The sequence below is a fragment of the Streptomyces sp. NPDC000075 genome, from assembly GCF_040301925.1.
Classification (GTDB): Bacteria; Actinomycetota; Actinomycetes; order Streptomycetales; family Streptomycetaceae; genus Streptomyces; species Streptomyces polychromogenes.
This window is the reverse complement of the sequence record NZ_JBEPFL010000014.1, coordinates 21,774-46,804: the sequence shown is the minus strand read 5'-3', so window position 1 is coordinate 46,804 and position 25,031 is coordinate 21,774. Positions and strand designations below refer to the sequence as shown.

Annotated in this window: 22 protein-coding genes; 12 read left to right on the top strand and 10 right to left on the bottom strand. The window is 72.5% G+C overall.

Translation table 11 applies throughout. The features are described 5' to 3' along the window. Window positions 1-17 precede the first annotated feature (17 nt). Complete coding sequence (locus ABT403_RS18180; RefSeq protein WP_344153625.1) at window positions 18-1,037, bottom strand: PP2C family protein-serine/threonine phosphatase; 1,020 nt, start codon at window positions 1,035-1,037, stop codon at window positions 18-20. Window positions 1,038-1,235: 198 nt separating this feature from the next. Between ABT403_RS18180 and ABT403_RS18175 the strand changes: the two genes are divergently transcribed. The 3 genes from ABT403_RS18175 to ABT403_RS18165 all read left to right on the top strand — a co-directional run bounded on the left by ABT403_RS18175 (window position 1,236) and on the right by ABT403_RS18165 (window position 4,340). Continuing rightward, the gene (locus ABT403_RS18175; RefSeq protein ID WP_344153627.1) at window positions 1,236-1,925 is read left to right on the top strand and encodes a VIT1/CCC1 transporter family protein; all 690 of its coding nucleotides are present in this window, start codon (window positions 1,236-1,238) and stop codon (window positions 1,923-1,925) included. Window positions 1,926-2,010: 85 nt separating this feature from the next. Beyond that, window positions 2,011-2,901 (top strand): TIGR01777 family oxidoreductase, encoded by an 891-nt coding sequence (locus ABT403_RS18170; protein ID WP_344153630.1) that lies wholly within the window; start codon window positions 2,011-2,013, stop codon window positions 2,899-2,901. A gap of 212 nt (window positions 2,902-3,113) precedes the next feature. After that, a complete protein-coding gene (locus ABT403_RS18165) occupies window positions 3,114-4,340 on the top strand; it encodes an FAD-dependent oxidoreductase (protein WP_344153633.1) in 1,227 nt (408 codons plus the stop codon). A gap of 173 nt (window positions 4,341-4,513) precedes the next feature. Here ABT403_RS18165 and ABT403_RS18160 read toward each other — a convergent pair whose 3' ends face one another. Further along, a complete protein-coding gene (locus ABT403_RS18160) occupies window positions 4,514-5,953 on the bottom strand; it encodes an NsdA family TPR-like regulatory protein (protein WP_344153636.1) in 1,440 nt (479 codons plus the stop codon). A gap of 174 nt (window positions 5,954-6,127) precedes the next feature. Between ABT403_RS18160 and ABT403_RS18155 the strand changes: the two genes are divergently transcribed. From ABT403_RS18155 to ABT403_RS18135, 5 genes are all read left to right on the top strand, one after another. Then, window positions 6,128-6,517, top strand: a complete 390-nt coding sequence (locus ABT403_RS18155) for a hypothetical protein (protein ID WP_344153639.1) — start codon at window positions 6,128-6,130, stop codon at window positions 6,515-6,517. A 77-nt stretch (window positions 6,518-6,594) separates the two neighbouring features. Further along, on the top strand, window positions 6,595-7,404 hold the full coding sequence (gene lipB, locus ABT403_RS18150; RefSeq protein ID WP_344153642.1) for a lipoyl(octanoyl) transferase LipB: 810 nt from the start codon (window positions 6,595-6,597) through the stop codon (window positions 7,402-7,404). Between the two features lie 110 nt (window positions 7,405-7,514). Further along, entirely contained in the window at window positions 7,515-8,462 is a 948-nt protein-coding gene (lipA, locus tag ABT403_RS18145; protein ID WP_344153645.1) for a lipoyl synthase, read from the top strand. A 223-nt stretch (window positions 8,463-8,685) separates the two neighbouring features. Then, complete coding sequence (locus ABT403_RS18140) at window positions 8,686-8,883, top strand: SCO2195 family GlnR-regulated protein (RefSeq protein WP_030233071.1); 198 nt, start codon at window positions 8,686-8,688, stop codon at window positions 8,881-8,883. A 10-nt stretch (window positions 8,884-8,893) separates the two neighbouring features. After that, complete coding sequence (locus tag ABT403_RS18135) at window positions 8,894-9,586, top strand: DUF4191 domain-containing protein (protein WP_344153651.1); 693 nt, start codon at window positions 8,894-8,896, stop codon at window positions 9,584-9,586. A 79-nt stretch (window positions 9,587-9,665) separates the two neighbouring features. Here the strand turns inward: ABT403_RS18135 and ABT403_RS18130 are convergent, their stop codons facing one another. Further along, window positions 9,666-10,133: an RDD family protein gene (locus ABT403_RS18130; RefSeq protein WP_344153654.1), complete on the bottom strand. Its 468-nt coding sequence runs from the start codon at window positions 10,131-10,133 to the stop codon at window positions 9,666-9,668. Window positions 10,134-10,319: 186 nt separating this feature from the next. Here ABT403_RS18130 and glnA point away from each other — a divergent pair, with 186 nt between their 5' ends. Together glnA and ABT403_RS18120 are read left to right on the top strand one after the other, a co-directional pair. Next, entirely contained in the window at window positions 10,320-11,729 is a 1,410-nt protein-coding gene (glnA, locus tag ABT403_RS18125; protein WP_344153657.1) for a type I glutamate--ammonia ligase, read from the top strand. Window positions 11,730-11,912: 183 nt separating this feature from the next. After that, window positions 11,913-12,179: a hypothetical protein gene (locus ABT403_RS18120; RefSeq protein WP_344153660.1), complete on the top strand. Its 267-nt coding sequence runs from the start codon at window positions 11,913-11,915 to the stop codon at window positions 12,177-12,179. A 45-nt stretch (window positions 12,180-12,224) separates the two neighbouring features. On the opposite strand, the gene ABT403_RS18115 is transcribed toward ABT403_RS18120, so the two are convergent. Beyond that, window positions 12,225-12,878, bottom strand: a complete 654-nt coding sequence (locus tag ABT403_RS18115; RefSeq protein ID WP_344153663.1) for a TetR family transcriptional regulator — start codon at window positions 12,876-12,878, stop codon at window positions 12,225-12,227. An 87-nt stretch (window positions 12,879-12,965) separates the two neighbouring features. On the opposite strand from ABT403_RS18115, the gene ABT403_RS18110 reads away from it, so the two are divergent. Beyond that, a complete protein-coding gene (locus ABT403_RS18110; protein ID WP_344153665.1) occupies window positions 12,966-13,736 on the top strand; it encodes an SDR family NAD(P)-dependent oxidoreductase in 771 nt (256 codons plus the stop codon). Window positions 13,737-13,742: 6 nt separating this feature from the next. On the opposite strand, the gene ABT403_RS18105 is transcribed toward ABT403_RS18110, so the two are convergent. Further along, window positions 13,743-14,261, bottom strand: a complete 519-nt coding sequence (locus tag ABT403_RS18105) for a DUF4240 domain-containing protein (protein ID WP_344154810.1) — start codon at window positions 14,259-14,261, stop codon at window positions 13,743-13,745. A 127-nt stretch (window positions 14,262-14,388) separates the two neighbouring features. On the opposite strand from ABT403_RS18105, the gene ABT403_RS18100 reads away from it, so the two are divergent. Then, window positions 14,389-15,858: a serine/threonine-protein kinase gene (locus tag ABT403_RS18100; RefSeq protein WP_344153668.1), complete on the top strand. Its 1,470-nt coding sequence runs from the start codon at window positions 14,389-14,391 to the stop codon at window positions 15,856-15,858. A gap of 61 nt (window positions 15,859-15,919) precedes the next feature. On the opposite strand, the gene aceE is transcribed toward ABT403_RS18100, so the two are convergent. The 5 genes from aceE to ABT403_RS18075 all read right to left on the bottom strand — a co-directional run bounded on the left by aceE (window position 15,920) and on the right by ABT403_RS18075 (window position 24,817). Next, window positions 15,920-18,601, bottom strand: coding sequence for a pyruvate dehydrogenase (acetyl-transferring), homodimeric type (gene aceE, locus ABT403_RS18095; protein ID WP_344153671.1), 2,682 nt, complete (start codon window positions 18,599-18,601; stop codon window positions 15,920-15,922). 291 nt (window positions 18,602-18,892) lie between these two features. Then, window positions 18,893-19,519: a GntR family transcriptional regulator gene (locus tag ABT403_RS18090; RefSeq protein ID WP_344154813.1), complete on the bottom strand. Its 627-nt coding sequence runs from the start codon at window positions 19,517-19,519 to the stop codon at window positions 18,893-18,895. 188 nt (window positions 19,520-19,707) lie between these two features. Then, entirely contained in the window at window positions 19,708-21,504 is a 1,797-nt protein-coding gene (gene sucB / locus ABT403_RS18085; RefSeq protein ID WP_344153674.1) for a 2-oxoglutarate dehydrogenase, E2 component, dihydrolipoamide succinyltransferase, read from the bottom strand. A gap of 53 nt (window positions 21,505-21,557) precedes the next feature. After that, complete coding sequence (gene lpdA, locus ABT403_RS18080) at window positions 21,558-22,946, bottom strand: dihydrolipoyl dehydrogenase (protein ID WP_344153677.1); 1,389 nt, start codon at window positions 22,944-22,946, stop codon at window positions 21,558-21,560. A 341-nt stretch (window positions 22,947-23,287) separates the two neighbouring features. Further along, complete coding sequence (locus ABT403_RS18075; RefSeq protein ID WP_344153680.1) at window positions 23,288-24,817, bottom strand: leucyl aminopeptidase; 1,530 nt, start codon at window positions 24,815-24,817, stop codon at window positions 23,288-23,290. Window positions 24,818-25,031: the final 214 nt, after the last annotated feature.

Genomic DNA, 25,031 nt, shown 5'->3' with positions numbered 1-25,031 from the left:
GTGCATGCCCCCTGAATTTACGGACGCCCCGGCCCGCCGGACAGCCGCTGATCGGGCGACAGCACCAGCAGCGCCACGTCGTCGCGCGGCCCGCCCCCGCTGAAGGCCGCGAGGTCCTGCCACAGCGCCGACGGCAGGCCCGCCGGGTCGCCCGCCAGGGCCGGGACCCGGGCGGTCAGCGGGTAGAAGGAGCCCGCCGCGTCGCGCGCCTCCGTCACCCCGTCGGTGTGCGCGAGCAGCCGGTCGCCCGGCAGCAGCGCCACCTCGGCGACCACGGGGAGCGCCGGCCCGGCCAGGCCCAGGCCCAGCGGCGGGCCCGGCTCCACGGCCACCTCCGTGACCTCGGCGTCCCGCAGCAGCAGCACCGGCGGATGCCCGCACGACACGACCCGTACGAGGTCCAGGCCGGGCGGGAACTCCAGCAGCACGGCCGTCGCGAACAGCTCCGGGTGCGCCACCGAGTCCGCCGCCGCGTCGGCCGCCAGCCGCCGGTCCAGCCGGGCCGCGACCGCCGCCAGCCCCGGGTCGTCCAGCACCGCCTCCCGGAAGGCGCCGAGCAGCGAGGCCACCGTGCCGACGGCGGCCAGCCCGTGCCCCTGGACGTCCCCGACCACCGCCCGCACCCCGTACGGGCCGGCCCGTACGTCGTACAGGTCGCCGCCGACCAGCGTGCCCCGCTGGGCCGCCCGGTACAGGCCCGAGCAGTTCACCCCGCCCACCCGCGCCGGAACCGGCGGCAGCACCGCCAGCTGGGCGGCCTCGGCGACGGTCCGGACGCTGACCAGCTGGGCGTCCCGGCGCCGCCGCACCCAGGCGATGACCACGCTGAGCAGGCCGACGGTGGCCACGGTGGCCAGGTCGGCGCCGCGCGCGTGGCCGACGCCGAGCTGGGGGACGCCGAGGAGGATCAGCACCAGGACGGCGAAGAAGGCGGAGCCGACGGCCCCGTACGAGAAGGCGGCCACGGCCGGCAGGGCCGCCAGGAAGTAGCCGAGCTCGGCGGTGGCGGTGCTCCACTGTGCGGCGCAGAGCGCCACCAGCGCCGCCGCGGGCGCGATCCTGGCCCAGAGCGGCGGCGGCGCCCCGTGTAGCCAGCCGGGCTCGTCCCGTCCGTCCCTCGCCCTCCGTCTCGCTCCGGCTCTCACCCCTCCACCCTGGTACGCGGTACGGGGCGGCGCACGCCGGGTGGCCCCGTCGGGCTGGCCGCAGCGGACGGGGGCCGCGAAAGTGGTGCCGTGACGCAGACGCAGAGCGCGGCGATCAGCACCCGGCTGAACTGGCTGCGGGCCGGGGTGCTCGGTGCCAACGACGGGATCATCTCCACGGCCGGCCTGGTGGTGGGCGTGGCCGGCGCCACCACCTCGCGGGCGGAGATCCTCACGGCCGGGGTGGCCGGGCTGCTCGCCGGCTCGCTGTCGATGGCGGTGGGGGAGTACGTCTCGGTCAGCTCGCAGCGGGACTCGGAGCGGGCGGCGCTGGAACTGGAACGGCGCGAGCTGGCGGAGGAGCCCGAGGCGGAACTGGCCGAGCTGACGGAGCTGCTGGCCGCGCGGGGACTGAGCCGGGACGTGGCCCGGGAGGCCGCCGAGCAGCTGACGGAACGGGACGCGCTGCGGGCGCACGCGCGGGTGGAGCTGGGGATCGAGCCGGACGAACTGGCGAACCCGTGGCACGCCGCGTTCGCCAGCCTGATCGCCTTCACGGCGGGGGCGCTGCTGCCGCTGCTGGCCATCGTCCTGCCGGGGGCGTCGGGACGGGTGCCGGTGACCGTGGGGGCGGTGCTGGCGGCGCTGGCGCTGTGCGGGGTGGTGAGCGCGCGGCTGGGCGGGGCGCCGGCAGGGCGGGCGGTGCTGCGGAACGTGCTGGGCGGGGGGCTGGCCATGGCGGTCACCTATGCGGTGGGCACCTGGCTGGGCAGCGGCTGACGCCCGGACGGAGTCCGGGGAAGGGGAGGGGGCCGGCCCCGCAGGGCTCCCGCGTCAGGGGGCGCCGGGCCGGGAGACTACGGGCATGCGCATCGCCATCACCGGAGCCTCCGGACTCATCGGCAGGGCCCTCGTCCGTTCCCTCCACGCCGACGGCCACGACACCGTCCGCTTCGTCCGCCGCGCCCCCGCCGCCGCGGGCGAGGCGCGGTGGGACCCCGGGAGCGGGTTCGTCGACCCCGACGGGCTGCGCGGGTGCGACGCCGTCGTGCACCTCGCCGGGGCCGGGGTCGGGGACCACCGCTGGACCGACGCCTACAAGAGGGAGATCCGCGACAGCCGGGTCCTCGGCACCGCCGCCGTCGCGCGGGCGCTCGCCGCGCTGGACGCCCCGCCGCCCGTGCTCGTGTGCGGGTCCGCCGTCGGCTACTACGGCGACACGGGGAGCAGGGCCGTCGACGAGTCCGCCCCCGCGGGACAGGGGTTCCTGCCCTCCGTCTGCGTCGAGTGGGAGGCCGCGGCCGCGCCCGCGCGGGACGCGGGGATCCGGACCGTGTTCGCCCGTACCGGGCTGGTGGTCTCCGCCGAGGGCGGGGCCTGGGGGCGGCTGTTCCCCCTCTTCCGGGCCGGGCTCGGCGGCCGGCTCGGCGACGGGCGACAGTACTGGCCGTACATCTCGATGCGGGACGAGGTCGCCGCCCTGCGCTTCCTGATCGACACCCCCGGGCTGTCCGGCCCGTTCAACCTCACCGCCCCCGAGCCGCTGACCAACCGTGAGGTCACCGCCGCCATGGGCCGCGTCCTGCACCGGCCGACGCTGTTCGCCGTCCCCGCGCCCGTGCTGCGCGTCGCGCTCGGGGAGTTCTCCCAGGACGTGCTGGGCAGTCAGCGGGCGCTGCCGGCCCGGCTGCTGGACGCGGGGTTCACCTTCGCCCACCCCGGCATCGAGCAGGCACTCAGGGCCGCCCTCGCCTAGCCGGCCCAGAAGGTCGGTCCGGCTTGGTCCGGGCGTTGGTCCGGCGTTGGTCCGGCGCACCCGCCGTCCACGTGCGACCGTTCGTGACCCTCATGCGACCGCCGTGCGACCGGACTTGTGCGCAATACCGCGCCGGACTCGGGTTCTCCTGGAGTCCGTTGGGGGAAGGAGGATCCCCACACAGCCGCCGCGCCGACCTCGGGGAGGGGCACGTGCTCAGCAGCGACGTCGTCATCGTAGGAGCCGGAGTCTCAGGACTCGCGGCAGCGCACCACCTGATCGCCGCCGGGGTCAGCGTCAGCGTCCTGGAGACCGCCGACGACCCCGGCGGCCGCATGGCCACCGCATCGGCCGACGGCTTCCGCCTCGACCGGGTCGGCCAGCTCCTCAACACCGCGTACACCGAACCCGCCCGCACCCCGGGCCTCGCGGGCCTGAACCTGCGCCCCTTCGCGCCCGGGGTCCTGGTCCACGGCGCCGACGGAAAGCGGCAGCGGGCCGGGGCCATGACCCCCGCCCGCGCGCTGGCCAGCGGCTCCCTGGACCAGGCCCGGCTCAGCGCGGCCCTCGCCCGGCTCGCCGCGCTGTCCCCGGACCGCGTCCTCGCCCGGCCCGAACGCACCGCCGACGCCGCCCTCGGCTCCCGCGGCCTGCCGCCGCGCACCGTCAACGGCATCCTGCGGCCCCTGCTCTCCGCCCTGCTGCGCGACCCGGACCTCACCACCTCCAGCCGCGTCGCCGACCTCGCCCTGCGCACCTTCGCCCGCGGCCGCCTCGCCGTACCCGAGGGCGGCGCGGCGACCCTGCCCGACCTCCTCGCCGCCGGCCTGCCGCCCGGCACCGTACGGACCGGGATACGGGTGCGGTCGGTGGCGACCAACCTCGTCACCACCGAGGAGCACGGCGACTTCGGCTGTCGCTCCGTCCTCCTCGCCACCGGCGCCCGCGCCGCCGCCGAACTGCTCCCGGGGCTGCGGGTGCCCGCCTTCCACCAGGTCACCGTCATCCACCACGCGACCCCCGAGCCCCTGCCCTGGGACGGCTCGCTGCTGCTGGACGCCGACCCCCGGTGGCCCGTCGCCCACACCACCGTGATGAGCGCCGTCGACCCCACCCGGGCCCCGGCCGGCCGCAGCCTGGTCACCACCACCGTCCACGGCCCCCCGCCGCCCGCCCGCACCGTCGCCGCCCGCCTGGCCCGGCTCTACGAGACCCCCACCCGGGACTGGGAGCTGCTGGCCGTCCACCACACCCCCGAGGCCGTCCCGGCCATGCCCCCGCCGCACGACCGCCGGCGCCCCGTACGGGTCCTGGCCGGGCTCTACGTCTGCGGCGACCACCGCGACTCCAACACGGTCCAGGGCGCCCTGCACTCCGCCCGCCGCGCGGCCACGGCCCTGCTCCGCGACTTCGGCATCCCCCTCCAGAGCCACCCGTAACCGGTCCTCCCGGCAGCGGCCTGACGCAGGCACGCGGCCCGGTCCCGCCCGGGACCGGGCCGCTGCGCTGAGCGCGCTCCGGCCGGGGCCGGCCCGACGGACGGAGTCCGGCGCAGCGGCCCGAAGCCCGGGAGGCCGGCCACGGCCGAGCGGTGCGAGGGGCGCGTCGAGAATCAGGACAGCGCCGCCACCCGGTCCCGGTACGTCCGGACCGCCGACGCGTCCCGGTACGGCTCCAGGCGCCGCTCGAAGTCGCGCACGTACTCCACCGCCCGCACCGACCGCATCTCGTTCGCCTGCTGCGCCGCCTCCGCCCCCAGCGCGCACGCCTGGTCCAGCTCGCCCAGCCCCAGCCGGGCCGTCGCCAGCACCACCCGGCAGAACAGCCGCGAGCGCGCGTACCCCGGCGAGCGCAGCTGGAGCGAGCGCTCCGCGTGCTGGGCGGAGGCCCGGTACTGCTGGAGGTCGCGGTGGCAGTGCCCGAACTCGTCCGCCAGCTGCCCCTCGTCGAAGGCCCGCGCCCAGTGCGGTACGTCGTCCCCCGGCCGGGCCGCGCCCAGCGACCGCTCGGCCCGCACCAGCGAGGCCGTCGCCGCCCGGACCTCGCCCAGCACCGCGTGCCCCCGCGCCTCGGCCGCGTGCAGCAGCGACTGGACGACCGGCGGCGGGCCCGAGCCCACGCCCTGCTGGGCGACCCGGGCCAGCTGCACCGCCTCCCGGCCGTGCCCGAGGTAGACCGCCTGGCGGCTCATCGTCACCAGCACGTACGACCCGTACGGCCGGTCCCCGGCGGCCTGCGCCAGCCGCAGCGCCTGGACGAAGTACCGCTGGGCCAGCCCGTGCGCGGCGATGTCGTACGAGGTCCAGCCCGCGAGCCGGGTCAGGTCGGCGGCGGCCGAGAACAGCCGGCGCCCGGTGGTCTCCCCGTAGGTGCCGCGGAGCATCGGCTCGGCCTCGTGCTCCAGGTAGCGCACCAGGGCCTGGCGGGCGTGCCCGCCGCCGTAGGCGTGGTCCAGGGTGCGGAACAGTTCGCTCACCGACCGCAGCGCCGCGATGTCCCCGCTGGTGACCCGCTGCCCGGGCCCCCGGTCGATCTGCCGCTGCCGGGGCACGGTGGTGCGGCCCTGGGCGGGGACCCGGCTCGCGGCGGGGTCCGCGCCGCGCCCCACCCGCTCGTCGGGCCGCCCGATCAGCCAGTCCCGGCTGGGCACCACCAGCCCGGCCGGGGTGAAGGCGATCTTCCGCAGCTCGGCGTGCGAGCCGGAGTCCTTGCGCCACAGCCCGCTCGCGATGTCCACGGCCTCCTCCGGGGTGGCCGCGAACTCCAGCCCCGCGTACACGGGGGCGCACGCGTCCAGGCCCAGGTCCTGTGCCGACAGCCGCCGCCCGAGGCGCCGGGTGAAGACCTCCGCGATCAGCGCCGGCGTGGTGCCGCGGGGCTGCTGGCCGCGCAGCCACCGGGTCACCGAGGTCTTGTCGTACCGCAGATCCAGCCCGTGCTCCAGCCCCAGCTGGTCGACGCGGCGGGCGAGCCCGGCGTTGGAGAACCCGGCTTCCGCGATCAGCGCCGCGAGCTGCCGGTTGGGGACGCGCTGGGCAGGTCGTTCCGTCATCGGCTCCACGGTTCCCGTACGTGACGGACCGGAGTCCCGGCCCTGTGAACGGCGTGAATGTAGCGGCCAACTCCGCCTCCGCCGCCCTCTCTGCCCCACATTCATCCGATCGTGTGCAGAATGGGTAGGGCTCTTTACGGACCGTCCCACTCCCTCCGCGTAAGCTGCGCCCCCATGAGCCGCCGATCACACGGGGCGCATCCGCCCGACGCGCACGCGAACCCGCAGACCGGCGCCCCCCTCCCCGCCCCCCAGCTCACCGAGGGGCAGTGCCGCCGTTGCGGCACCCACATCGCGGGACTGGACGGGCGCTACGCGTGCGGGGTGTGCGGCTGGGTCAACGACCATTCCGAGGGCCACCGCCGGCTGCCGACCGCCGACGAGGACCCGGACCGCCCGCCCGCCGGCCGCCGCCCCCGCCCGCTCCCGTCCCCGCTGCCCGGCCCGGAGCCGGGTCCGCAGCCGGGCCCGCAGCCGGGCCCGGAGCCCGGTCCGGAGCCCGGCGCCGCCTCGGGGCCGGAGTCCGGGGCAGGGCCCGGGGAGGGCCCCCGCCCGGGGCCCTGAAGAGCCGCGCGCGGGCCGCCGTACCCTGGACCGGTGCGGATACGTGCACACAGCAGGTTCAACGAGGAGGCGCTGCGGTGACTGAGCTTCGGTTTGTCCATCTGGGCTTCGGGCCGGAATCCGTCGAGTACACCGAGGCCTGGGAGGAGCAGCGGCGCGTCCACGCGGCCCGCTTCGCCGACGAGACCGGCGACACCTGCCTGCTGCTGGAGCACCACCCGGTCTACACCGCCGGACGCCGCACCGACCCCAGCGAGCGCCCGCTCGACGGCACCCCCGTCATCGACGTGGACCGCGGCGGCAAGATCACCTGGCACGGCCCGGGCCAGCTCGTCGGCTACCCGATCATGAAGCTGCCCCGCCCGGTCGACGTGGTCGCCCACGTGCGCCGGCTGGAGGAGGCACTCATCCGCACCGCGGCCGAGTTCGGCGTCGAGACCACCCGGGTCGAGGGCCGCTCCGGCGTGTGGGTCCTCGGCGACCCGGTGGAGGAGCGCCCGAAGATCGGCGGCCTCTCCCTGGACTTCGACCCCCGGATAGGCGACGACGAGTTCGACGCCCGCCTCAACGGCCCCGAGTACGCCCCGTCCAACGCCGGCCAGCGCCGCGAGGACCGCAAGCTCGCCGCGATCGGCATCCGCGTCGCCAAGGGCGTCACGATGCACGGCTTCTCCTTCAACGTGAACCCGGACAGCACCTGGTTCGACCGGATCATCCCCTGCGGGATCCGGGACGCCGGTGTGACCTCGCTCTCGTACGAACTGGGCCGCGAGATCACCATCGCCGAGGTGCTGCCGGTGGTCGAGAGGCACCTGAAGGACGTGCTGGAGCACGCCGAGCTGAAGCCGCGCGAGATCGAGCGGGAGACGGAGCCGGCCGCCGGCTGACGCCGGCGGGAATGCGTCCTGCCGTCCCCGGGTTGGCCGGACGTAAGAGCGTACGAATTACGGGCGTACCCTGGTGGGCGCCGAAGAATCGAAGTCACAGGGAGCCGGTCGTGTCCGCAGTCGCACCCGACGGACGCAAGATGCTGCGCCTCGAGGTCCGTAATGCCCAGACCCCCATCGAGCGCAAGCCCGAGTGGATCAAGACCCGGGCGAAGATGGGTCCCGAGTACACGAAGATGCAGAACCTCGTGAAGGGCGAGGGGCTGCACACGGTGTGCCAGGAAGCCGGCTGTCCGAACATCTACGAGTGCTGGGAAGACCGCGAGGCCACGTTCCTCATCGGCGGTGACCAGTGCACGCGGCGCTGTGACTTCTGCCAGATCGACACCGGCAAGCCCGAGGCCCTGGACCGGGACGAGCCCCGCCGCGTCGGCGAGTCCGTGGTCACGATGGACCTGAACTACGCCACCATCACCGGCGTCGCCCGCGACGACCTGGCCGACGGCGGCGCCTGGCTGTACGCGGAGACCGTGCGCCAGATCCACCAGCAGACCGCCGGCCGCGAGGGCGGCCACACCAAGGTCGAGCTGCTGGCCCCCGACTTCAACGCGGTCCCGGAGCTGCTGGAGGAGGTCTTCGCCTCCCGCCCCGAGGTCTTCGCGCACAACGTCGAGACCGTGCCCCGGATCTTCAAGCGGATCCGCCCCGGCTTCCGCTACGAGCGCTCCCTCGACGTGATCCGCCAGGCCCGCGCCTACGGCCTCGTCACCAAGTCCAACCTGATCCTGGGCATGGGCGAGGAGCGCGAGGAGGTCTCGGAGGCGCTCAAGGAGCTGCACGAGGCGGGCTGCGAGCTCATCACCATCACCCAGTACCTGCGGCCCTCGCCGCGCCACCACCCCGTGGAGCGCTGGGTGAAGCCGGCCGAGTTCGTCGAGCTGGCGAAGGAGGCCGAGGAGATCGGCTTCTCCGGCGTGATGTCCGGCCCGCTGGTCCGGTCCTCCTACCGCGCCGGCCGCCTCTACGGTCAGGCGATGGAGAAGCGCGCCGGCGCGTGATCCACTTCGTCACGCTCCGTGTGAAGTCGGGCACAAAAACTTACTAACCGGTAATGCGCGATGACGCGGCCCCTAGGCTCTTTTCTTGGAGGAGCCCGGCGGGCCGCGTCAATGTTTCATCACGTTTGACCGACCGGTCATGCCCTGGTAACACCAATCAGTGACGCTGGATCCACGCACCGCACACGCCCCGATGCGAGTACCGAGAGTAGGGACCGACATCATGCAGGCCGCGCCCGTCCGCGCCATCGCCATTCCGTCCTTCACCGAGGCCTTCCGCGGCATCGAATCGCTGCTCATGAGCGGTGCCCGGCGCAACGCCTGGACGGCCGTCCTGGAGGACCGCCGCAGGGCCAAGGACCGGGTGGAAACCGAGCACGTACTCGAGGCCGCGGCGACCCGTACCCCGCAGGCCACGTAAACTTCGCCTTATGGCGAGGAAGTCAAACGCAGAGACTGCTGCGAACCCCGGGCGACTGAAGCAGATCGCCCTGACGTACAAGATGACGCGCAAGGCCGACCCGAAGGTCGGTCTGATCGTCGCGGGCGTGGGAATCGTCACCTTCGGTGTCTTTCTTGCGATCGGCTTCCTGATCGGCCACCCGGTCTACCTGGGCATCCTGGGCTTCCTGGTGGCGTTCCTCGCGATGGCGATCGTCTTCGGGCGGCGGGCCGAGCGGGCTGCCTTCGGGCAGATGGAGGGGCAGCCGGGCGCTGCCGCGGCCGTACTGGACAACGTGGGACGGGGCTGGACGACCACCCCGGCCGTCGCGATGAACCGGAACCAGGACATCGTCCACCGGGCCGTCGGCAAGGCGGGCGTGGTCCTGATCGCGGAGGGCAACCCGAACCGGGTGAAGTCCCTGCTCGCGGCAGAGAAGAAGAAGCTGGCCCGGATCATGCCCGACGTCCCGGTCCACGACTTCATCGTCGGCACCGGCGAGGGCGAGGTGCCCCTCAAGAAGGTCCGCACGACGCTGCTGAAGCTGCCGCGCGTCCTGGCGGGCAACCAGATCACCGAGGTCAACGACAAGCTGCGGGCCATGGGTGACCTCATGAGCAACATGCCCATCCCGAAGGGCCCGGTCCCCGGGCGCGGCATGCGCGGCCAGCGCCCGCGCTGACCGCACGTATACGAAAAGGGAGCGCCCCGCGAGCCGTCGGCTCGCGGGGCGCTCCCTTTTCGTGTCGCGTTCCTCCGGGTCAGATCCGGACCTGGACCGCGCCCGAGAGCCGGTCGTGCAGTCCGCGGCCGTCCCGGTCCCAGACCAGCGCCGGGATGACCAGGGCCAGCAGGACCGTACGGAGCATGACGCGCGGGAGGCCGAGACGGCCGCCGTTCTGCGAAATCACCCGGAGGCCGAGAATCCGCTTGCCGGGGGTGAATCCCACCGTGCCCACGGTCAGGACGGACAGGACCACGAAGAGCCCCAGCGTCCAGTTGCCCGCCGAGGTCAGGTCGCCATGGGTGATGAGCCCGTATGCGATCAGCTGACAGCCGATCCAGTCGATGGCCACAGCGCCCAGCCGGCGCCCGAAGCGGGCCACGGACCCGGGCCCCGACTGCGGCAGGCCGAGCTGCTGGCCCGGATAGCCGAAGTCGACGCCCATGTCCTCGGCGGCCGCGCGGGGGCCGGAGAGCCAGGAACCGATTGCTTGCCTGTTGTCCACTCCACCACGGTACCGGTGCGCTTCGACGGGACCTGGACGGGACCCTGGTTAACTTGTGCGAAACAAATGGGTCATGCTTGGGAAATCCCGTCTGCTTATGGTCGGGTCAGCGTGCGGCACCGCACTGACGCACCACGAGCTATACAGCCCGTCCCTGCCCCGGGGACCGGGAGTAGGAGGAGTTGGATGTTCAAGAACGCCGACGAAGTGAAGCAGTACATCGAGGAGAACGACGTCAAGTTCGTTGACGTCCGCTTCTGCGACCTGCCTGGTGTGATGCAGCACTTCACCATTCCGGCGCGAGCGTTCGACCCGGCGGAGGAGCTCGCCTTCGACGGTTCCTCGATCCGCGGCTTCCAGGCCATCCACGAGTCGGACATGGCGCTGCGCGCCGACATCACGACCGCGCGCCTGGACCCGTTCCGCCGCGACAAGACGCTGAACATCAACTTCTTCATCCACGACCCGATCACGGGTGAGGCCTACAGCCGCGACCCGCGCAACATCGCCAAGAAGGCCGAGGCCTACCTCGCCTCCACCGGCATCGCCGACACCGCGTTCTTCGGCCCCGAGGCCGAGTTCTACGTGTTCGACAGCGTGCGCTTCGCGACCTCCGCGAACGAGGGCTTCTACCACATCGACTCCGAGGCCGGCGCCTGGAACACCGGTTCCGAGGAGAACAACCGCGGCTACAAGGTCCGCTACAAGGGCGGTTACTTCCCGGTCGCCCCGGTCGACCACTTCGCCGACCTGCGCGCCGAGATCTCCCTGGAGCTGGACGCCCAGGGCCTCCAGGTCGAGCGCCAGCACCACGAGGTCGGCACCGGTGGCCAGGCCGAGATCAACTACAAGTTCAACACGCTGCTGGCCGCGGCCGACGACCTGATGCTCTTCAAGTACATCGTGAAGAACGTCGCCTGGCGCAACGGCAAGACCGCGACCTTCATGCCGAAGCCGATCTTCGGTGACAACGGCTCGGGCATGCACGTCCACCAGTCCCTGTGGGCCGGCGGCGAGCCGCTCTTCTACGACGAGGCCGGCTACGCGGGCCTGTCGGACACCGCCCGCTACTACATCGGCGGCATCCTCAAGCACGCCCCGTCGCTGCTCGCCTTCACCAACCCGACGGTGAACTCGTACCACCGTCTGGTCCCGGGCTTCGAGGCCCCGGTCAACATGGTGTACTCGCAGCGCAACCGCTCCGCCGCCATGCGCATCCCGATCACGGGCTCGAACCCGAAGGCCAAGCGCGTCGAGTTCCGCGCGCCGGACCCGTCCTCGAACCCGTACCTCGCCTTCTCGGCGCTGCTCCTCGCGGGCCTCGACGGCATCAAGAACAAGATCGAGCCGATGGAGCCGATCGACAAGGACCTCTACGAGCTCTCCCCGGACGAGCACGCGAACGTCCCGCAGGTCCCGACCAGCCTCGAGGACGTCCTCAAGGCTCTGGAGGAGGACCACGAGTACCTCCTGGCCGGCGGTGTCTTCACCCCGGACCTGATCGAGACCTGGATCGACTACAAGCGCACGCACGAGATCGCCCCGATCGCCCAGCGTCCGCACCCGCACGAGTTCGAGCTCTACTTCGACCTGTAAAAAAGTCGGGTGGGCGACCCGCTGACACGGGATCGTGCCTGCTGGGAGGCCCCCCGCCGCTCTTTTCGGAGAGCGGCGGGGGGCCTCTTGCTTTTGACAGGCCGCCCGACCGGAGTAACGGTTGATTGGGACCTAAAAGCCCGATAAGCCCGATAAGCGATACATGTTCGGAGGTGCATGAAGATGCGCCGTAGGATCATCGGTGCCGCCGTCGCGGGTGCCGCAGGGGTCACCCTGGCCCTGCTGCCGCTGAGCAGCGCGTCCGCCCACGACCACGACGGGAACTGGAACCGCTCGAGTCACTCCCGCTGGGCCAACAACTGGGACGATGACGACGACTGCGGCAACGGCAACTGGCGCAGCGGCTGGCACCACCACGACTGGGGCAACCGTGACTGGGGCCGCTGGGACAACGCCAACTGGCACGACGACTGGGGCGGCTGGCGCTGACCCCGCCCGCACCGCGTCACTCCCTTCCGGTGCCCCTGCCCCGCGTCAGCGGAGCAGGGGCATCGCGCCGGTCAGCTCGCGCAGGCAGCGCACCGCCAGGTCGGCGGGGGAGCCGGGGCCGGAGACCGGGGCGTCGCCGGCGGACCACAGTTCCAGGGCGACCCGGATCGCGTCGGTGGCGGCCGCCGACACCAGGCGTACGGACATCTCCCCGGCCTCCGGGCCCGCCAGCCGGGCCACGATCGGGACCAGCCGCTCCTCCGACTCCTGGTTCACCCGGTACCAGACGGCCCGCAGGGCCTCGTCGGTGGCGGCCGCGCGCAGCAGGCCGCGGGTGACCTCCAGGCCCTCCTCGACGGCCTTGGAGTCGCTGAGGGCCCGGGTCACGGCCCGCTCCAGGGCCTGCGCCAGCGGGGTGGCGGGGTCCTCCTCGGCCAGCAGCGCGCGCCACGCGTCACCGCCGCCCGCGAGCAGCGGGGCCACGGCCTCCTGCTTGTTGCGGAAGTAGCGGTAGAACGTGCGCAGTGCGACCCCCGCCCGGTGGGCGATGTCCTCGGCGGTGGTTCCGTCGGGGCCGTGCGCGGCGAAGAGCTCGCAGGCGGCACGGGCGATGTCGAGCTGGGTGGCGGCCTTGCGGCGCTCCGTCAGCGACTGGGTTGCGGAGCCGCTCTGGGGGGCGTACGGGCGGGGAGATCTCACGGGTGAAGAGTACCGCCCGTCGGATCAGATGGATGCATTTGATGCCAGCCTGGCAAAACGTGCCATCTTCTCGGTACGCTGCACCGCATGAACCGTTACGAAGGACGTCGCGTCCTCATCACCGGCGGCGGCTCGGGCATCGGCCAGGCCACCGTCCACCGCATTCTCTCCGAGGGCGGCCGCGTCCACACCGTCGACGTGAACGAAGCCGGCCTCAAGGCCACCGCCGAACGGGCGGCCGCCGACGGCCACGCCGGCCGGCTGACCACCGCCGTGCTGGACATATCCGACGAGGCCTCGGTCAAGGAGGGCGTCGCCGCCGCCGTCGACGCCCTCGGCGGCCTGGACGTGCTGGTCAACGCGGCGGGCATCCTGCGCTCCGCGCACACCCACCAGACCACCCTGGACTTCTGGAACAAGGTCATCGCGGTCAACCTGACCGGCACCTTCCTGATGATCCGCGAGTCCCTCCCCGCGCTGCTGGCGGGTGACCAGCCGGTCGTCGTGAACTTCAGCTCCACCTCGGCGAGCTTCGCGCACCCCTACATGTCCGCCTACGCGGCCAGCAAGGGCGGCATCCAGTCGATGACCCACGCCCTGGCCGCGGAGTACAGCAAGCAGGGCCTGCGCTTCGTCTCCGTCGCCCCCGGCTCCATCGAGAGCGGCATGACCACGGGCAACGGCCCCGGCCTGCCGGAGGACACCGACTGGTCCCTCTTCACCAAGCTGGCCCCGGCCCTCGGCCAGGGCTTCGCCGGCCCGCAGACCGTCGCCGGCGTCGTCGCGATGCTGGGCTCCGAGGACGGAGCCTTCATCACCGGCACCGAGATCCGCATCGACGGCGGCACCCACTACTGACGGGGCTCATCCCCTGAAGCGGTCCCAGAGCCGGGGGAAGCGCTCCGCGAGCACGGCTTCGTTCTCGAAGTCCAGCGGGGCGCCCTCCGGCTCCTCCGCCTGGAGCGGGATCCCCAGGTCCGGGGCCACCGCCCCGGTCAGCTGCTCGTACGCCTCGTCGGCGGCGTACCCCAGCTCCTCGCCGTCCCCGTCGATCTCCTCGTCGAACTCGCCCAGCAGCTCGGCCAGCTGGTCCGGATCGTGCACCGCGCCCTCGAAGACCTCCCGGCCCTGCCCGATCAGCCAGCACCGGAAGTAGTCGAACGCGTCGTCGCTGGCCCCGTCGAGCAGCACCCACGCCGCGCCCCACAGGTCCCAGGTGTACGCCCGGTTGTACCGGGACTCGAAGTGCCGGGCGAAGTCCAGCACGGAGTCGGGATCCAGCTGGGTCAGCCGTTCCACGAGCAGCTCGGCATGCTCCTCGGGGTCGCCCTCGGCGGCCTCGCGGGTACGGTCGATGATCTCCCAGAACTCCGTCTCGTCCATCACGCGATCCAGCATCACGGCTCCACCCCCGCGCCGCCACCGCGCATACGGCCAAAGGCCGATGCCCGATCCCCCGCCCGGCCGCATACTCGGGAGAGCGACGGCACGCGCGGCGGGAGGGCGCCCCATGCAGGGGTTGGAACTGGACGGCCGGTACCAGCTGATGAGCCTGATCGGCGTGGGCGCCATGGGGGAGGTCTGGGAGGCCTTCGACCTGAGGATGCGGCGGCCCGTCGCCGTCAAACTGGTCCGGGAGGCGGACGAGCCGTCCGAAGCCGAATGGCGCTTCACGGACGAGATCCGCGCCGCCGCGGGCCTCGACCACGCCCACGTGGTCACCGTGCACGACTGCGGCGAGCACCGGACGGGGGGAGGCCAACGGCTGCTGTTCCTGGTCATGGAACGCGTCGACGGCACGGACCTGGCCCGGGTCTTCGCCGAGCCGGGCCCGCTGCCCTGGTACGACGTGGTGCACTGGTCCGCCCAGGTCGCCCAGGCCCTCGCCGCCGCACACGGGCGCAACATCGTCCACCGCGACGTCAAGCCGGCCAACGTACTGCGCACGCGCACCGGCGTGATCAAGCTGGCCGACTTCGGCGTCGCGAAGATGCTCGACGAGCTGGCCCGGGCGGGCCGGAGCCACCCCGGCACGGTGCTCGGAACGCCCTCGTACATGTCGCCCGAGCAGGCATGGGGGGAGGCCGTGGACTTCCGCTCCGACCTCTACGGCCTGGGCTGCCTGCTCTACGAGGGGCTGACCGGGACGCTCCCGTTCCCGGGGGCCGACCGTCAGACGGTGCTGCGCAAGCACACCGAGGAGGCGCCTCCCCCGCTGGCCGAACGGGCACCCGAGGTGCCGGCGGCCGTCGGCGATCTCGTCATGCGCCTGCTCGCCAAGAGGCCGGCCGACCGGCCGCAGAGCGCGGCCGAGGTGGCGTACCTGCTCGCCGCCGCACTCGAGGCCCACCGCCCCGGGGAAGCCGCCGAAGCCCTCCGCCGGGAGGCCCGGCGCGAGGCGGCGGACCTGCGGGCCCGGGCGGAGGGGCACGCGCGGGCGCTGCACGAGGAAGCCGAGCGGTACGCCGCCGCGGTGCGGGCGGGAGCGGACGGGGTCCTGGACGAGGCCCGCCGCGAGGCGGAGCGGATCCTCCGGGAGGCGCACAGGCGGGCCCGCACCCCGCGCGCGGGCGCCCGGGCCGCGGCCCCCGGCCGGAGCGCGGTGACACCGTCCGGTCCCGGCGGCCCCGCCCAGGAACCCCGGGCAGCTGCGGGCACCCGCCAGGCCGGCCCCACGGGCACCCCCGGCCCCGCCGCCCCCGTCCGGGTGCCTCTGATGCTGACCGCCGCCCCCGGGCGGGCGGCCCTGCCGCCCGGGCCGGGGGCCGCGCGCAGGGCGCTGACCGCGGCCCTGCCGGGACCGCTTCCGGTGCTGGTCCCGCCGTCCCGGGTGGAGTTCCGGTTCGCGGCCGAGAACCTCGACGCCATCGCCAAGATCCTCTCCGGCCTGTCCGTCCTGCCCGGGATCGACCGGCCCGCGTTCGACCCGGCCCCGTGGTGGCGCGGCCTCTACGGCTCCGACGCGGAGGAAGGGCGCTGAACGCGGTGAGGCGGCCCGCCCCCGAAGGGACGGGCCGCCTCACCGCCGGACGGGATCGGGCCTACAGGCCGTAGCGCTCCCGGGCCTCCTTGACCGCGGACGCCGGGACCTCGCCCCGGCGGGCGAGCTGGGCCAGGGCCGCGACCGTGATCGACTGCGCGTCGACGCCGAAGTGGCGGCGGGCGCCCTCGCGGGTGTCGGAGAGGCCGAAGCCGTCCGTGCCCAGCGAGGTGTAGTCCTGCGGGACCCACTGGCTGATCTGGTCCGGGACCTGGCGCATCCAGTCGGAGACGGCCAGGACCGGGCCCGGGGCGCCCTCCAGTACGCGGGTGACGTACGGGGTGCGCTCCTCGCCGCGCAGCAGGGCCTCGTCGCACTCCAGCGCGTCGCGGCGCAGCTCGCCCCACGAGGTGGCGGACCAGACGTCGGCGGCCACGTTCCAGTCGGCGGCCAGCAGCCGCTGCGCCTCCAGGACCCAGTGGATCGCCGTACCCGAGGCCATGAGCTGGATCTTCGGGGCGTCGGCGGCCGGGGCGGCCTCCAGGGCGGCGGCCGTGTTGAAGCGGTACAGGCCCTTGAGGATGCCCTCCTCCACGCCCTCGGGCATGGCCGGCTGGACCTTCGGCTCGTTGTAGACCGTCAGGTAGTAGAAGACGTCCTCGGGCTGCTCGCCGTACATCCGGCGCAGACCGTCCTTGACGATCACCGCGATCTCGTACGCGAAGGCCGGGTCGTAGTTGAGCGACGCCGGGTTCGTGGACGCGATCAGGTGCGAGTGGCCGTCCGCGTGCTGGAGGCCCTCACCCGTCAGGGTGGTGCGGCCGGCCGTGGCGCCGACGATGAAGCCCTTGCCGAGCTGGTCGGCGAGCTGCCACATCTGGTCGGCGGTGCGCTGCCAGCCGAACATCGAGTAGAAGATGTAGAACGGGATCATCGGCTCGCCGTGCGTCGCGTACGACGTGCAGGCGGCGATGAAGTCGGCCATGGCGCCGGCCTCGGTGATCCCCTCGTTGAGGATCTGGCCGTCCTTGGCCTCCTTGTAGTACATCAGCTGGTCGCGGTCGACCGGCTCGTACGTCTGGCCCAGCGGCGAGTAGATGCCGGCCGACGGGAAGAGGGACTCCATACCGAAGGTACGGGCCTCGTCGGGGACGATCGGCACCCAGCGCTTGCCGGTCTCCTTGTCCCGCATCAGGTCCTTGACGAGGCGGACGAAGGCCATGGTGGTGGCCATCTCCTGCTTGCCGGAACCCTTGATGAGCGGGGCGAAGGAGCGGTCGGCCGGAGCCGGCAGGGCCACGTGGTGGACCTTGCGGGCCGGGGCGGGGCCGCCGAGGGCCGCGCGGCGCTCGTGCAGGTACCGCACCTCGGGGCTGTTCGCGCCCGGGTGGCCGTACGGGACCTTGCCGTCGGCGAAGGCGCTGTCCGGGATCGGGAGGCCAAGGAGGTCACGCATGTCCTTGAACTCGTCGATCGTCAGCTTCTTCATCTGGTGGTTCGCGTTCTTCGACTCGAACCCGGCACCCAGCGTGTGGCCCTTGACCGTCTGCGCCAGGATGACCGTCGGCGCGCCCTTGTGCGCCAGGGCGGCCTTGTACGCGGCGTAGACCTTGCGGGGCTCGTGGCCGCCGCGCGAGGTGTGGAAGCACTCGGCGATCTTCGCGTCGGACAGGACGCCGGCCAGCTGGACGAGCTCGGCGCTGGCGCCGAAGAAGTGCTGGCGGATGTAGGCGACGTCACGGGTCGCGTACGTCTGGAACTGCGCGTCCGGTACCTCGCGGATGCGGCGGACCAGGGCGCCCGTGGTGTCGAGCTGGAACAGCTCGTCCCAGGCGGAGCCCCACAGGGTCTTGATGACGTTCCAGCCGGCACCGCGGAACTGGGCCTCCAGCTCCTGGACCACGCGGAAGTTCGCGCGGACCGGGCCGTCGAGGCGCTGCAGGTTGCAGTTGATGACGAACGTCAGGTTGTCGAGCTGCTCGCGGGAGGCCAGGGCCAGGGCGGCGGTCGACTCGGGCTCGTCCATCTCGCCGTCGCCGAGGAAGGCCCAGACGTGCGAGTTGGAGGTGTCCTTGATGTTCCGGTTCTGCAGGTAGCGGTTGAAGCGCGCCTGGTAGATCGCGGAGAGCGGGCCGAGGCCCATGGAGACCGTGGGGAACTCCCACAGCCACGGCAGGCGCCGCGGGTGCGGGTAGGACGGCAGGCCGTTGCCGCCGGACTCCTGGCGGAAGTTGTCGAGCTGCTGCTCGGAGACGCGCCCGTCGAGGAAGGCGCGGGCGTAGATGCCGGGGGAGGCGTGGCCCTGGATGTAGAGCTGGTCGCCCGATCCGTCGGCCTCCTTCCCGCGGAAGAAGTGCTGGAAGCCGGTCTCGTAGAGCCAGGCCGCCGAGGCGAAGGTGGCGATGTGGCCGCCGACGCCGTACTTGGAGCCGCGGGTCACCATGGCGGCCGCGTTCCAGCGGTTCCATGCGGTGATCTTGGCTTCCATCTCCTCGTCACCCGGGAACTCGGGCTCGGCGGAGGTGGGGATGGTGTTGACGTAGTCCGTCTCCAGCAGCTTCGGCAGGGCCAGGCCGGCGGCCTCGGCGTGCTGGAGCGTGCGGCGGAGCAGGTATTCGGCGCGGCGCGTACCGGCGGCCTTGGCGACGGCGTCGAGGGAGGCCGCCCATTCGGCGGTCTCTTCGGTGTCGCGGTCCGGGAGCTGGTCGAGCTCGCTCGGAAGCTTTCCTACGGGGTCGGACATCGGTGTGCGCCGCCTTCCGGACAAAGGAGAGGAGGTGGTGAAGAAAAACCCTGACGGGCAGGACAGGGCCGATGGGCCCGGTTGGGGCCCGGAGTGACTGTAAATCCCTGATCGATGATCGATCAAATAAAAGTGACGAATATTCGACGCTCGGGCAAAAGTCGGCACCGGGTGCCATGAACGCAGGCACGCCGTGCCGGTTTCATCAGTAGACGCGAAAACGCTGGCGAGCCCCTGGAGGATCGCTCAAAACCGCAGGTCAGACGGGTGCCGGGGCGCCCCTGCAAACGGTCAGGCGCTCCGCGGCGCGCAGCCCAGGACGTGCCGCTTCACCAGCACCCCGATATCCGGGTCCTGGCTCCGGAAGGCCGCGACGAGGGCCTCGTGCTCCTCGGCGTACGACTTCTGGACGGTTCCCAGCCAGCGGATCGACAGGGCGGTGAAGACCTCGATGCCCAGACTCTCCCAGGTGTGCAGCAGCACGCTGTTCCCGGCCGCCCGCACCAGCTCCCGGTGGAAGCCCACCGTGTGCCGCACCTGCGCCGTGCCGTCCTGGATCCGGTCGGCCTCCCACAGGGCCGCCACGTGGGGCTCCAGCGCCGAGCAGTCGGCCGCCAGCCGCGGCGCGGCCAGCTCGGCCGCGATCTGCTCCAGACCGGCCCGGACCGGGTAGATCTCCTCCAGGTCGGTCGCCGAGAGGTTGCGCACGCGCACGCCCTTGTTCGGCGCCGACTCGATCAGCCGCAGGGTCTCCAGCTCGCGCAGGGCCTCCCGTACGGGCGTCTGGCTGACCTCCAGCTCGACCGCGATCCGCCGCTCGACGATCCGCTCGCCGGGCTTCCAGCGGCCGCTGACGATCCCCTCCACGATGTGCTCGCGGATCTGCTCGCGCAGCGAGTGCACGACGGGTGGGGTGATCATCGGGTTTCAACTCCTGTGTGTGCGGACACGCGGGGCCTGATGCCTAGACAATAAGGCCGCCATGGCCTGCTCCGATGCGTTCGTGGTCAGGGACGCAGGGTGAGGCTCGTTACAAGGACGGCGCCCCCGCCCGGACGAATCCGGGCGGGGGCGCCGTAAGCGGCAGGTACCTGCGCGCTCTGGCCTTACAGACCGAGCTCGACCTCGAACTCGCCGGCCTCGAGGATCGCCTTCACGGCCGTGAGGTACCGGGCCGCGTCCGCACCGTCCACCAGGCGGTGGTCGTAGGACAGGGTCAGGTACGTCATGTCGCGGACGCCGATGACGGTGCCCTCCTCGGTCTCGATGACCACGGGGCGCTTGACCGTGGCACCGATGCCCAGGATCGCGACCTGGTTCGGCGGGACGATCACCGTGTCGAACAGCGCACCGCGCGAGCCGGTGTTGCTGATGGTGAAGGTCGCGCCGGACAGCTCGTCCGGGGTGATCTTGTTGCCGCGGACCTTGGCGGCCAGGTCGGCGGTCGCCTTGGAGATGCCCGCCAGGTTGAGGTCACCGGCACCCTTGATGACCGGGGTCATCAGGCCCTTCTCGGAGTCCACGGCGATGCCGATGTTCTCCGAGTCGAAGTAGGTGATGGTGCCCTCGTCGTCGTTGATCCGGGCGTTGACGACCGCGTGGGCCTTCAGCGCCTGGGCGGCGGCCTTGACGAAGAACGGCATCGGGGACAGCTTGACGCCCTCGCGGGCGAGGAAGCCGGCCTTGGCCTTCTCGCGCAGCTTCATGATCTTGGTGATGTCCACCTCGACCACGGAGCTGAGCTGCGCCTGCGAGTGCAGGGCCTTCATCATGTTGTCGCCGATGACCTTGCGCATGCGGGTCATCTTGACCGTCTGACCGCGCAGCTCGGACACCGCGGCCGGAGCCTTCGCGGCGGCCGGGGCGGCAGCGGCGGCGGCCGGAGCCGGGGCGGCGGCGGCCTTGGCGGCCTCGGCGGCGGCCAGGACGTCCTGCTTGCGGATACGGCCACCGACACCGGTGCCCGTGACCGTGGCCAGGTTGACGCCGGACTCCGAGGCGAGCTTGCGCACCAGCGGGGTCACGTAGGCGCCCTCGTCACCGGCCGAGACCGGGGCGGCGGGGGCGGCCGGGGCGACCGGAGCCGGAGCGGCGACCGGCGCCGGAGCGGCCGGGGCCACCGGAGCGGCCGGGGCCACCGGAGCCGGGGCGGCGACCGGAGCGGCCGGAGCCACCGGGGCCGGAGCGGCGACCGGAGCCGCGGGGGCGACCGGAGCCGGGGCGGCGACCGGAGCGGCCGGGGCGGCCGGAGCCGGAGCCGCGGCGGCCGGGGCGGCGGCCGGAGCCGCGCCCGCGACGCCGATGACGGCCAGGACGGTGCCGACCTCGGCGGTCTCGTCCTCGTTGATCCGGATCTCCAGCAGGGTGCCGGAGACCGGGGCGGGGATCTCGGTGTCGACCTTGTCCGTGGAGACCTCGAGCAGCGGCTCGTCGGCCTCGACGGACTCGCCGACCTCCTTCAGCCAGCGGGTGACGGTGCCCTCGGTGACGGACTCGCCCAGGGCGGGGAGCACGACGTCGGTGCCGGACGCGGCAGGCGCGGCGGCGGCGGGGGCCGGGGCGGCCGGGGTCTCGGCCGGTGCGGGGGCGGCCGGGGCCTCGGCGACCGGCGCCGGGGCGGCGGCGGGCTCGGCGGCCGGAGCGGCGGCCGGGGCGGCGGCGCCCGTGCCGTCGTCGATGATGGCCAGCTCGGCGCCGACCTCGACCGTCTCGTCCTCGGCGACCTTGATGGACGCGAGGATGCCGGAGACGGGGGAGGGGATCTCGGTGTCGACCTTGTCGGTCGAGACCTCGAGCAGCGGCTCGTCGGCCTCGACGCGCTCGCCCTCGGCCTTCAGCCAACGGGTGACAGTGCCCTCGGTGACGCTCTCACCGAGCGCCGGAAGGGTTACGGAAACCGGCATGGTTTCTGTTGCTCCTAACGAAAGTGCGGAAGTGGTCGTCGCGCCCGTGACGATTAGTCGTGGTTGTGCAGCGGCTTGCCGGCCAGGGCCAGGTGGGCCTCGCCGAGCGCTTCGTTCTGGGTCGGGTGCGCGTGGATGAGCTGCGCGACCTCGGCCGGCAGGGCTTCCCAGTTGTAGATCAGCTGGGCCTCGCCCACCTGCTCGCCCATCCGGTCACCGACCATGTGGATACCGACCACGGCACCATCCTTGACCTGGACGAGCTTGATCTCGCCCGCGGTCTTCAGGATCTTGCTCTTGCCGTTGCCCGCGAGGTTGAACTTCGCGGCGATGACCTTGTCCGCACCGTAGATCTCCTTGGCCTTGGCCTCGGTGATGCCGACGGAAGCGACCTCGGGGTGGCAGTACGTGACGCGCGGAACACCGTCGTAGTCGATCGGGACGGTCTTCAGGCCGGCCAGGCGCTCCGCGACCAGGATGCCCTCGGCGAAGCCGACGTGCGCGAGCTGGAGGGTCGGGACGAGGTCGCCGACGGCGGAGATGGTCGGCACGTTGGTGCGCATGTACTCGTCGACCAGGACGTAGCCGCGGTCCATCGCGACGCCCTGCTCCTCGTAGCCCAGGCCCTGCGAGACCGGGCCGCGGCCGATGGCGACCAGCAGCACCTCGGCCTCGAAGGTCTTGCCGTCGGCGAGGGTGACGCGGACGCCGGACTCGGTGTACTCGGCCTTCTGGAAGAAGGTGCCGAGGTTGAACTTGATGCCGCGCTTGCGGAACGCGCGCTCCAGGAGCTTGGAGCTGTTCTCGTCCTCGACCGGGACGAGGTGCTTGAGGCCCTCGATGACGGTGACCTCGGTGCCGAAGGACTTCCACGCCGAGGCGAACTCGACGCCGATGACGCCGCCGCCCAGGATGATCGCGGACTGCGGCACGCGGTCCAGGACCAGCGCGTGGTCCGAGGAGATGATGCGGTTGCCGTCGATGTCCAGGCCGGGCAGGGACTTCGGCACGGAGCCGGTCGCCAGCAGGACGTGGCGGCCCTGGATGCGCTGGCCGTTGACGTCGACGGAAGTCGGGGAGGAGAGGCGGCCCTCACCCTCGATGTAGGTCACCTTGCGCGAGGCGACCAGGCCCTGCAGACCCTTGTACAGGCCGGCGATGACGTCGTCCTTGTACTTGTGCACACCGGCGATGTCGATGCCCTCGAAAGAGGCCTTGACACCGAACTGTGCGGCTTCGCGCGCCTGGTCGGCGACCTCACCGGCGTGCAGCAGAGCCTTCGTGGGGATGCAGCCGTTGTGCAGGCAGGTGCCGCCGAGCTTGTTCTTCTCGATCAGCGCAACGTCGAGACCCAGCTGGGATGCGCGGAGCGCCGCGGCGTAGCCGCCACTGCCACCGCCGAGGATCACTAGGTCGAAAACGGTGCTGGCGTCGTTCGCCACGTCACGTCCTCCATGCATGTGCGCCGGGCACCGGTCCTCTGTGACCGGGCGGCGGCTGGTAATCGGCCGCTTGTTTCTTCGGCCCTGTGGTGGGGGCCCTGTCCTGCCGAGAACCCATCTTCGCATTTGTCGGGGGAACGCGGGACGCCGGGCCCCGGGTGTGCACCGTCGTTCTGCCCGAAGTCCGGGTTACCCGGGCGTAGAAACCTACCGATACTCAAGATTTCTTCCAGAGCGAACACGCCCCGGGACCGAAGTGTCGGTCCCGGGGCGCGGCGCACGTCACAGAACCCGTCCCACCAGGTGGTACGGGCCCCGCGGCAGGGGGCGGAGCGGGCGGGTCAGCCCAGGTCGCCGGTGGCGGTGCGCTCGGCGAGGCGCACCAGGGTGCGGACGGCGGAGCCGGTGCCGCCCTTCGGGGTGTAGCCGTACGGGGCGCCCTCGTGGAAGGCGGGGCCCGCGATGTCGAGGTGGGCCCAGGTGATGTCCTCGCCGACGAACTCCTGGAGGAAGAGGCCGGCCACCAGGCCGCCGCCCATCCGGACGCCCATGTTGGCGATGTCGGCCGTCGGGGAGTCCATGGTCTTGCGCAGGTCCTCGGGCAGCGGCATCGGCCAGGAGGACTCGCCGACCTCCTCCGCGATCTCGTGGATCGAGGTGCGGAAGGCGTCGTCGTTGGCCATGATGCCGAAGGTGCGGTCGCCCAGCGCCAGCACCATGGCGCCGGTCAGGGTGGCCACGTCGACGATCGCGTCCGGGTTCTCCTCGGAGGCCTTGGTCAGGGCGTCGCCCAGGACCAGACGGCCCTCGGCGTCCGTGTTCAGGACCTCGACGGTCTTGCCGCTGTACATGCGCAGGACGTCACCGGGGCGGGTGGCGGAGCCGGACGGCATGTTCTCGGCGAGGGCGAGCCAGCCGGTGACGTTGACCTTCAGGCCCAGCTTCGCGGCGGCGACGACCGAGGAGAACACGGCGGCGGCACCGGACATGTCGCACTTCATGGTCTCGTTGTGACCGGCCGGCTTCAGGGAGATGCCGCCCGAGTCGTACGTGATGCCCTTGCCGACGTAGGCGAGGTGCTTCTCCGCCTCGGGGTGGGTGTAGGCGATCTTCACCAGGCGCGGCGGGTTCTCGGAGCCCTTGCCGACGCCCATGATGCCGCCGTAGCCGCCCTTGATCAGCGCCTTCTCGTCCAGGACCTGGGCCTTGAGGCCGAGCTCCTTGGCGGTCGCCGCGGCGATCGCGGCGAAGGCGGCGGGGGTGAGGTCGTTCGGCGGGGTGTTGATCAGGTCGCGCGCGACGTTGACCTCGGCCGCGACGACGGCCGCGCGCTCGGCGGCCGCCTTGTGCTCCTTGTCACGCGGCTTGGCGCCGAGCAGGGCCACCTCGGCCAGCGGCTGCTTGGGGCCGCCGTTCTTGGCGGCCTTCTTCTCCCCGCCCTGGTAGGACGTGAAGGCGTACGCGCCCAGCAGCGCGCCCTCGGCCACGGCGGTGACGGCGGAGGCGTCCTCCAGCGGGAGGGCGAAGGCGGCCTTCTTGGCGCCGTGCAGGGCGCGGGCGGCGGCACCGGCGGCGCGGCGCAGGGCCTCCTCGTCGAAGGACTCGTCCTGCTCGGGCGCGGGGCCCAGGCCGACCGCCAGCACGACCGGGGCCTTGAGGCCGGCGGGGGAGGGCAGCTTGGTGATCTCGCCTTCGCCGCCGGAGGCGCCGAGCGCGTCGAGTACGGCGGCGAGCTTTCCGTCGAACGCCGTGTCCACGGCCTCCGCGCCGGCGGCCACGACGAGCCCCTTCGGGCCCTTCGCCACGCCGACCACGAGGGCGTCGGCGCGCAGCGTCGCCGCGCCGGCAGTGCTGAGAGTCAGAGCAGTCACGGTGGTGAAGTCTCGCTTCCGTTTGTGTTATATGGGCGCTTCTGTCGCGTCGGGGTCGCCGGCCGCTCCGCAGCGATCGTATTCGGGCCCGACGGCCGCCGGAAACGAGCCTACGCGCAGAGCGTGATCCGTACGTCACTCGAAGGTTTGTCAAGTTGTTCGACGGCTGGGCCGTCAGGTTCACCCATCTGTGGACTCTGCTCCAGGTTTGCCG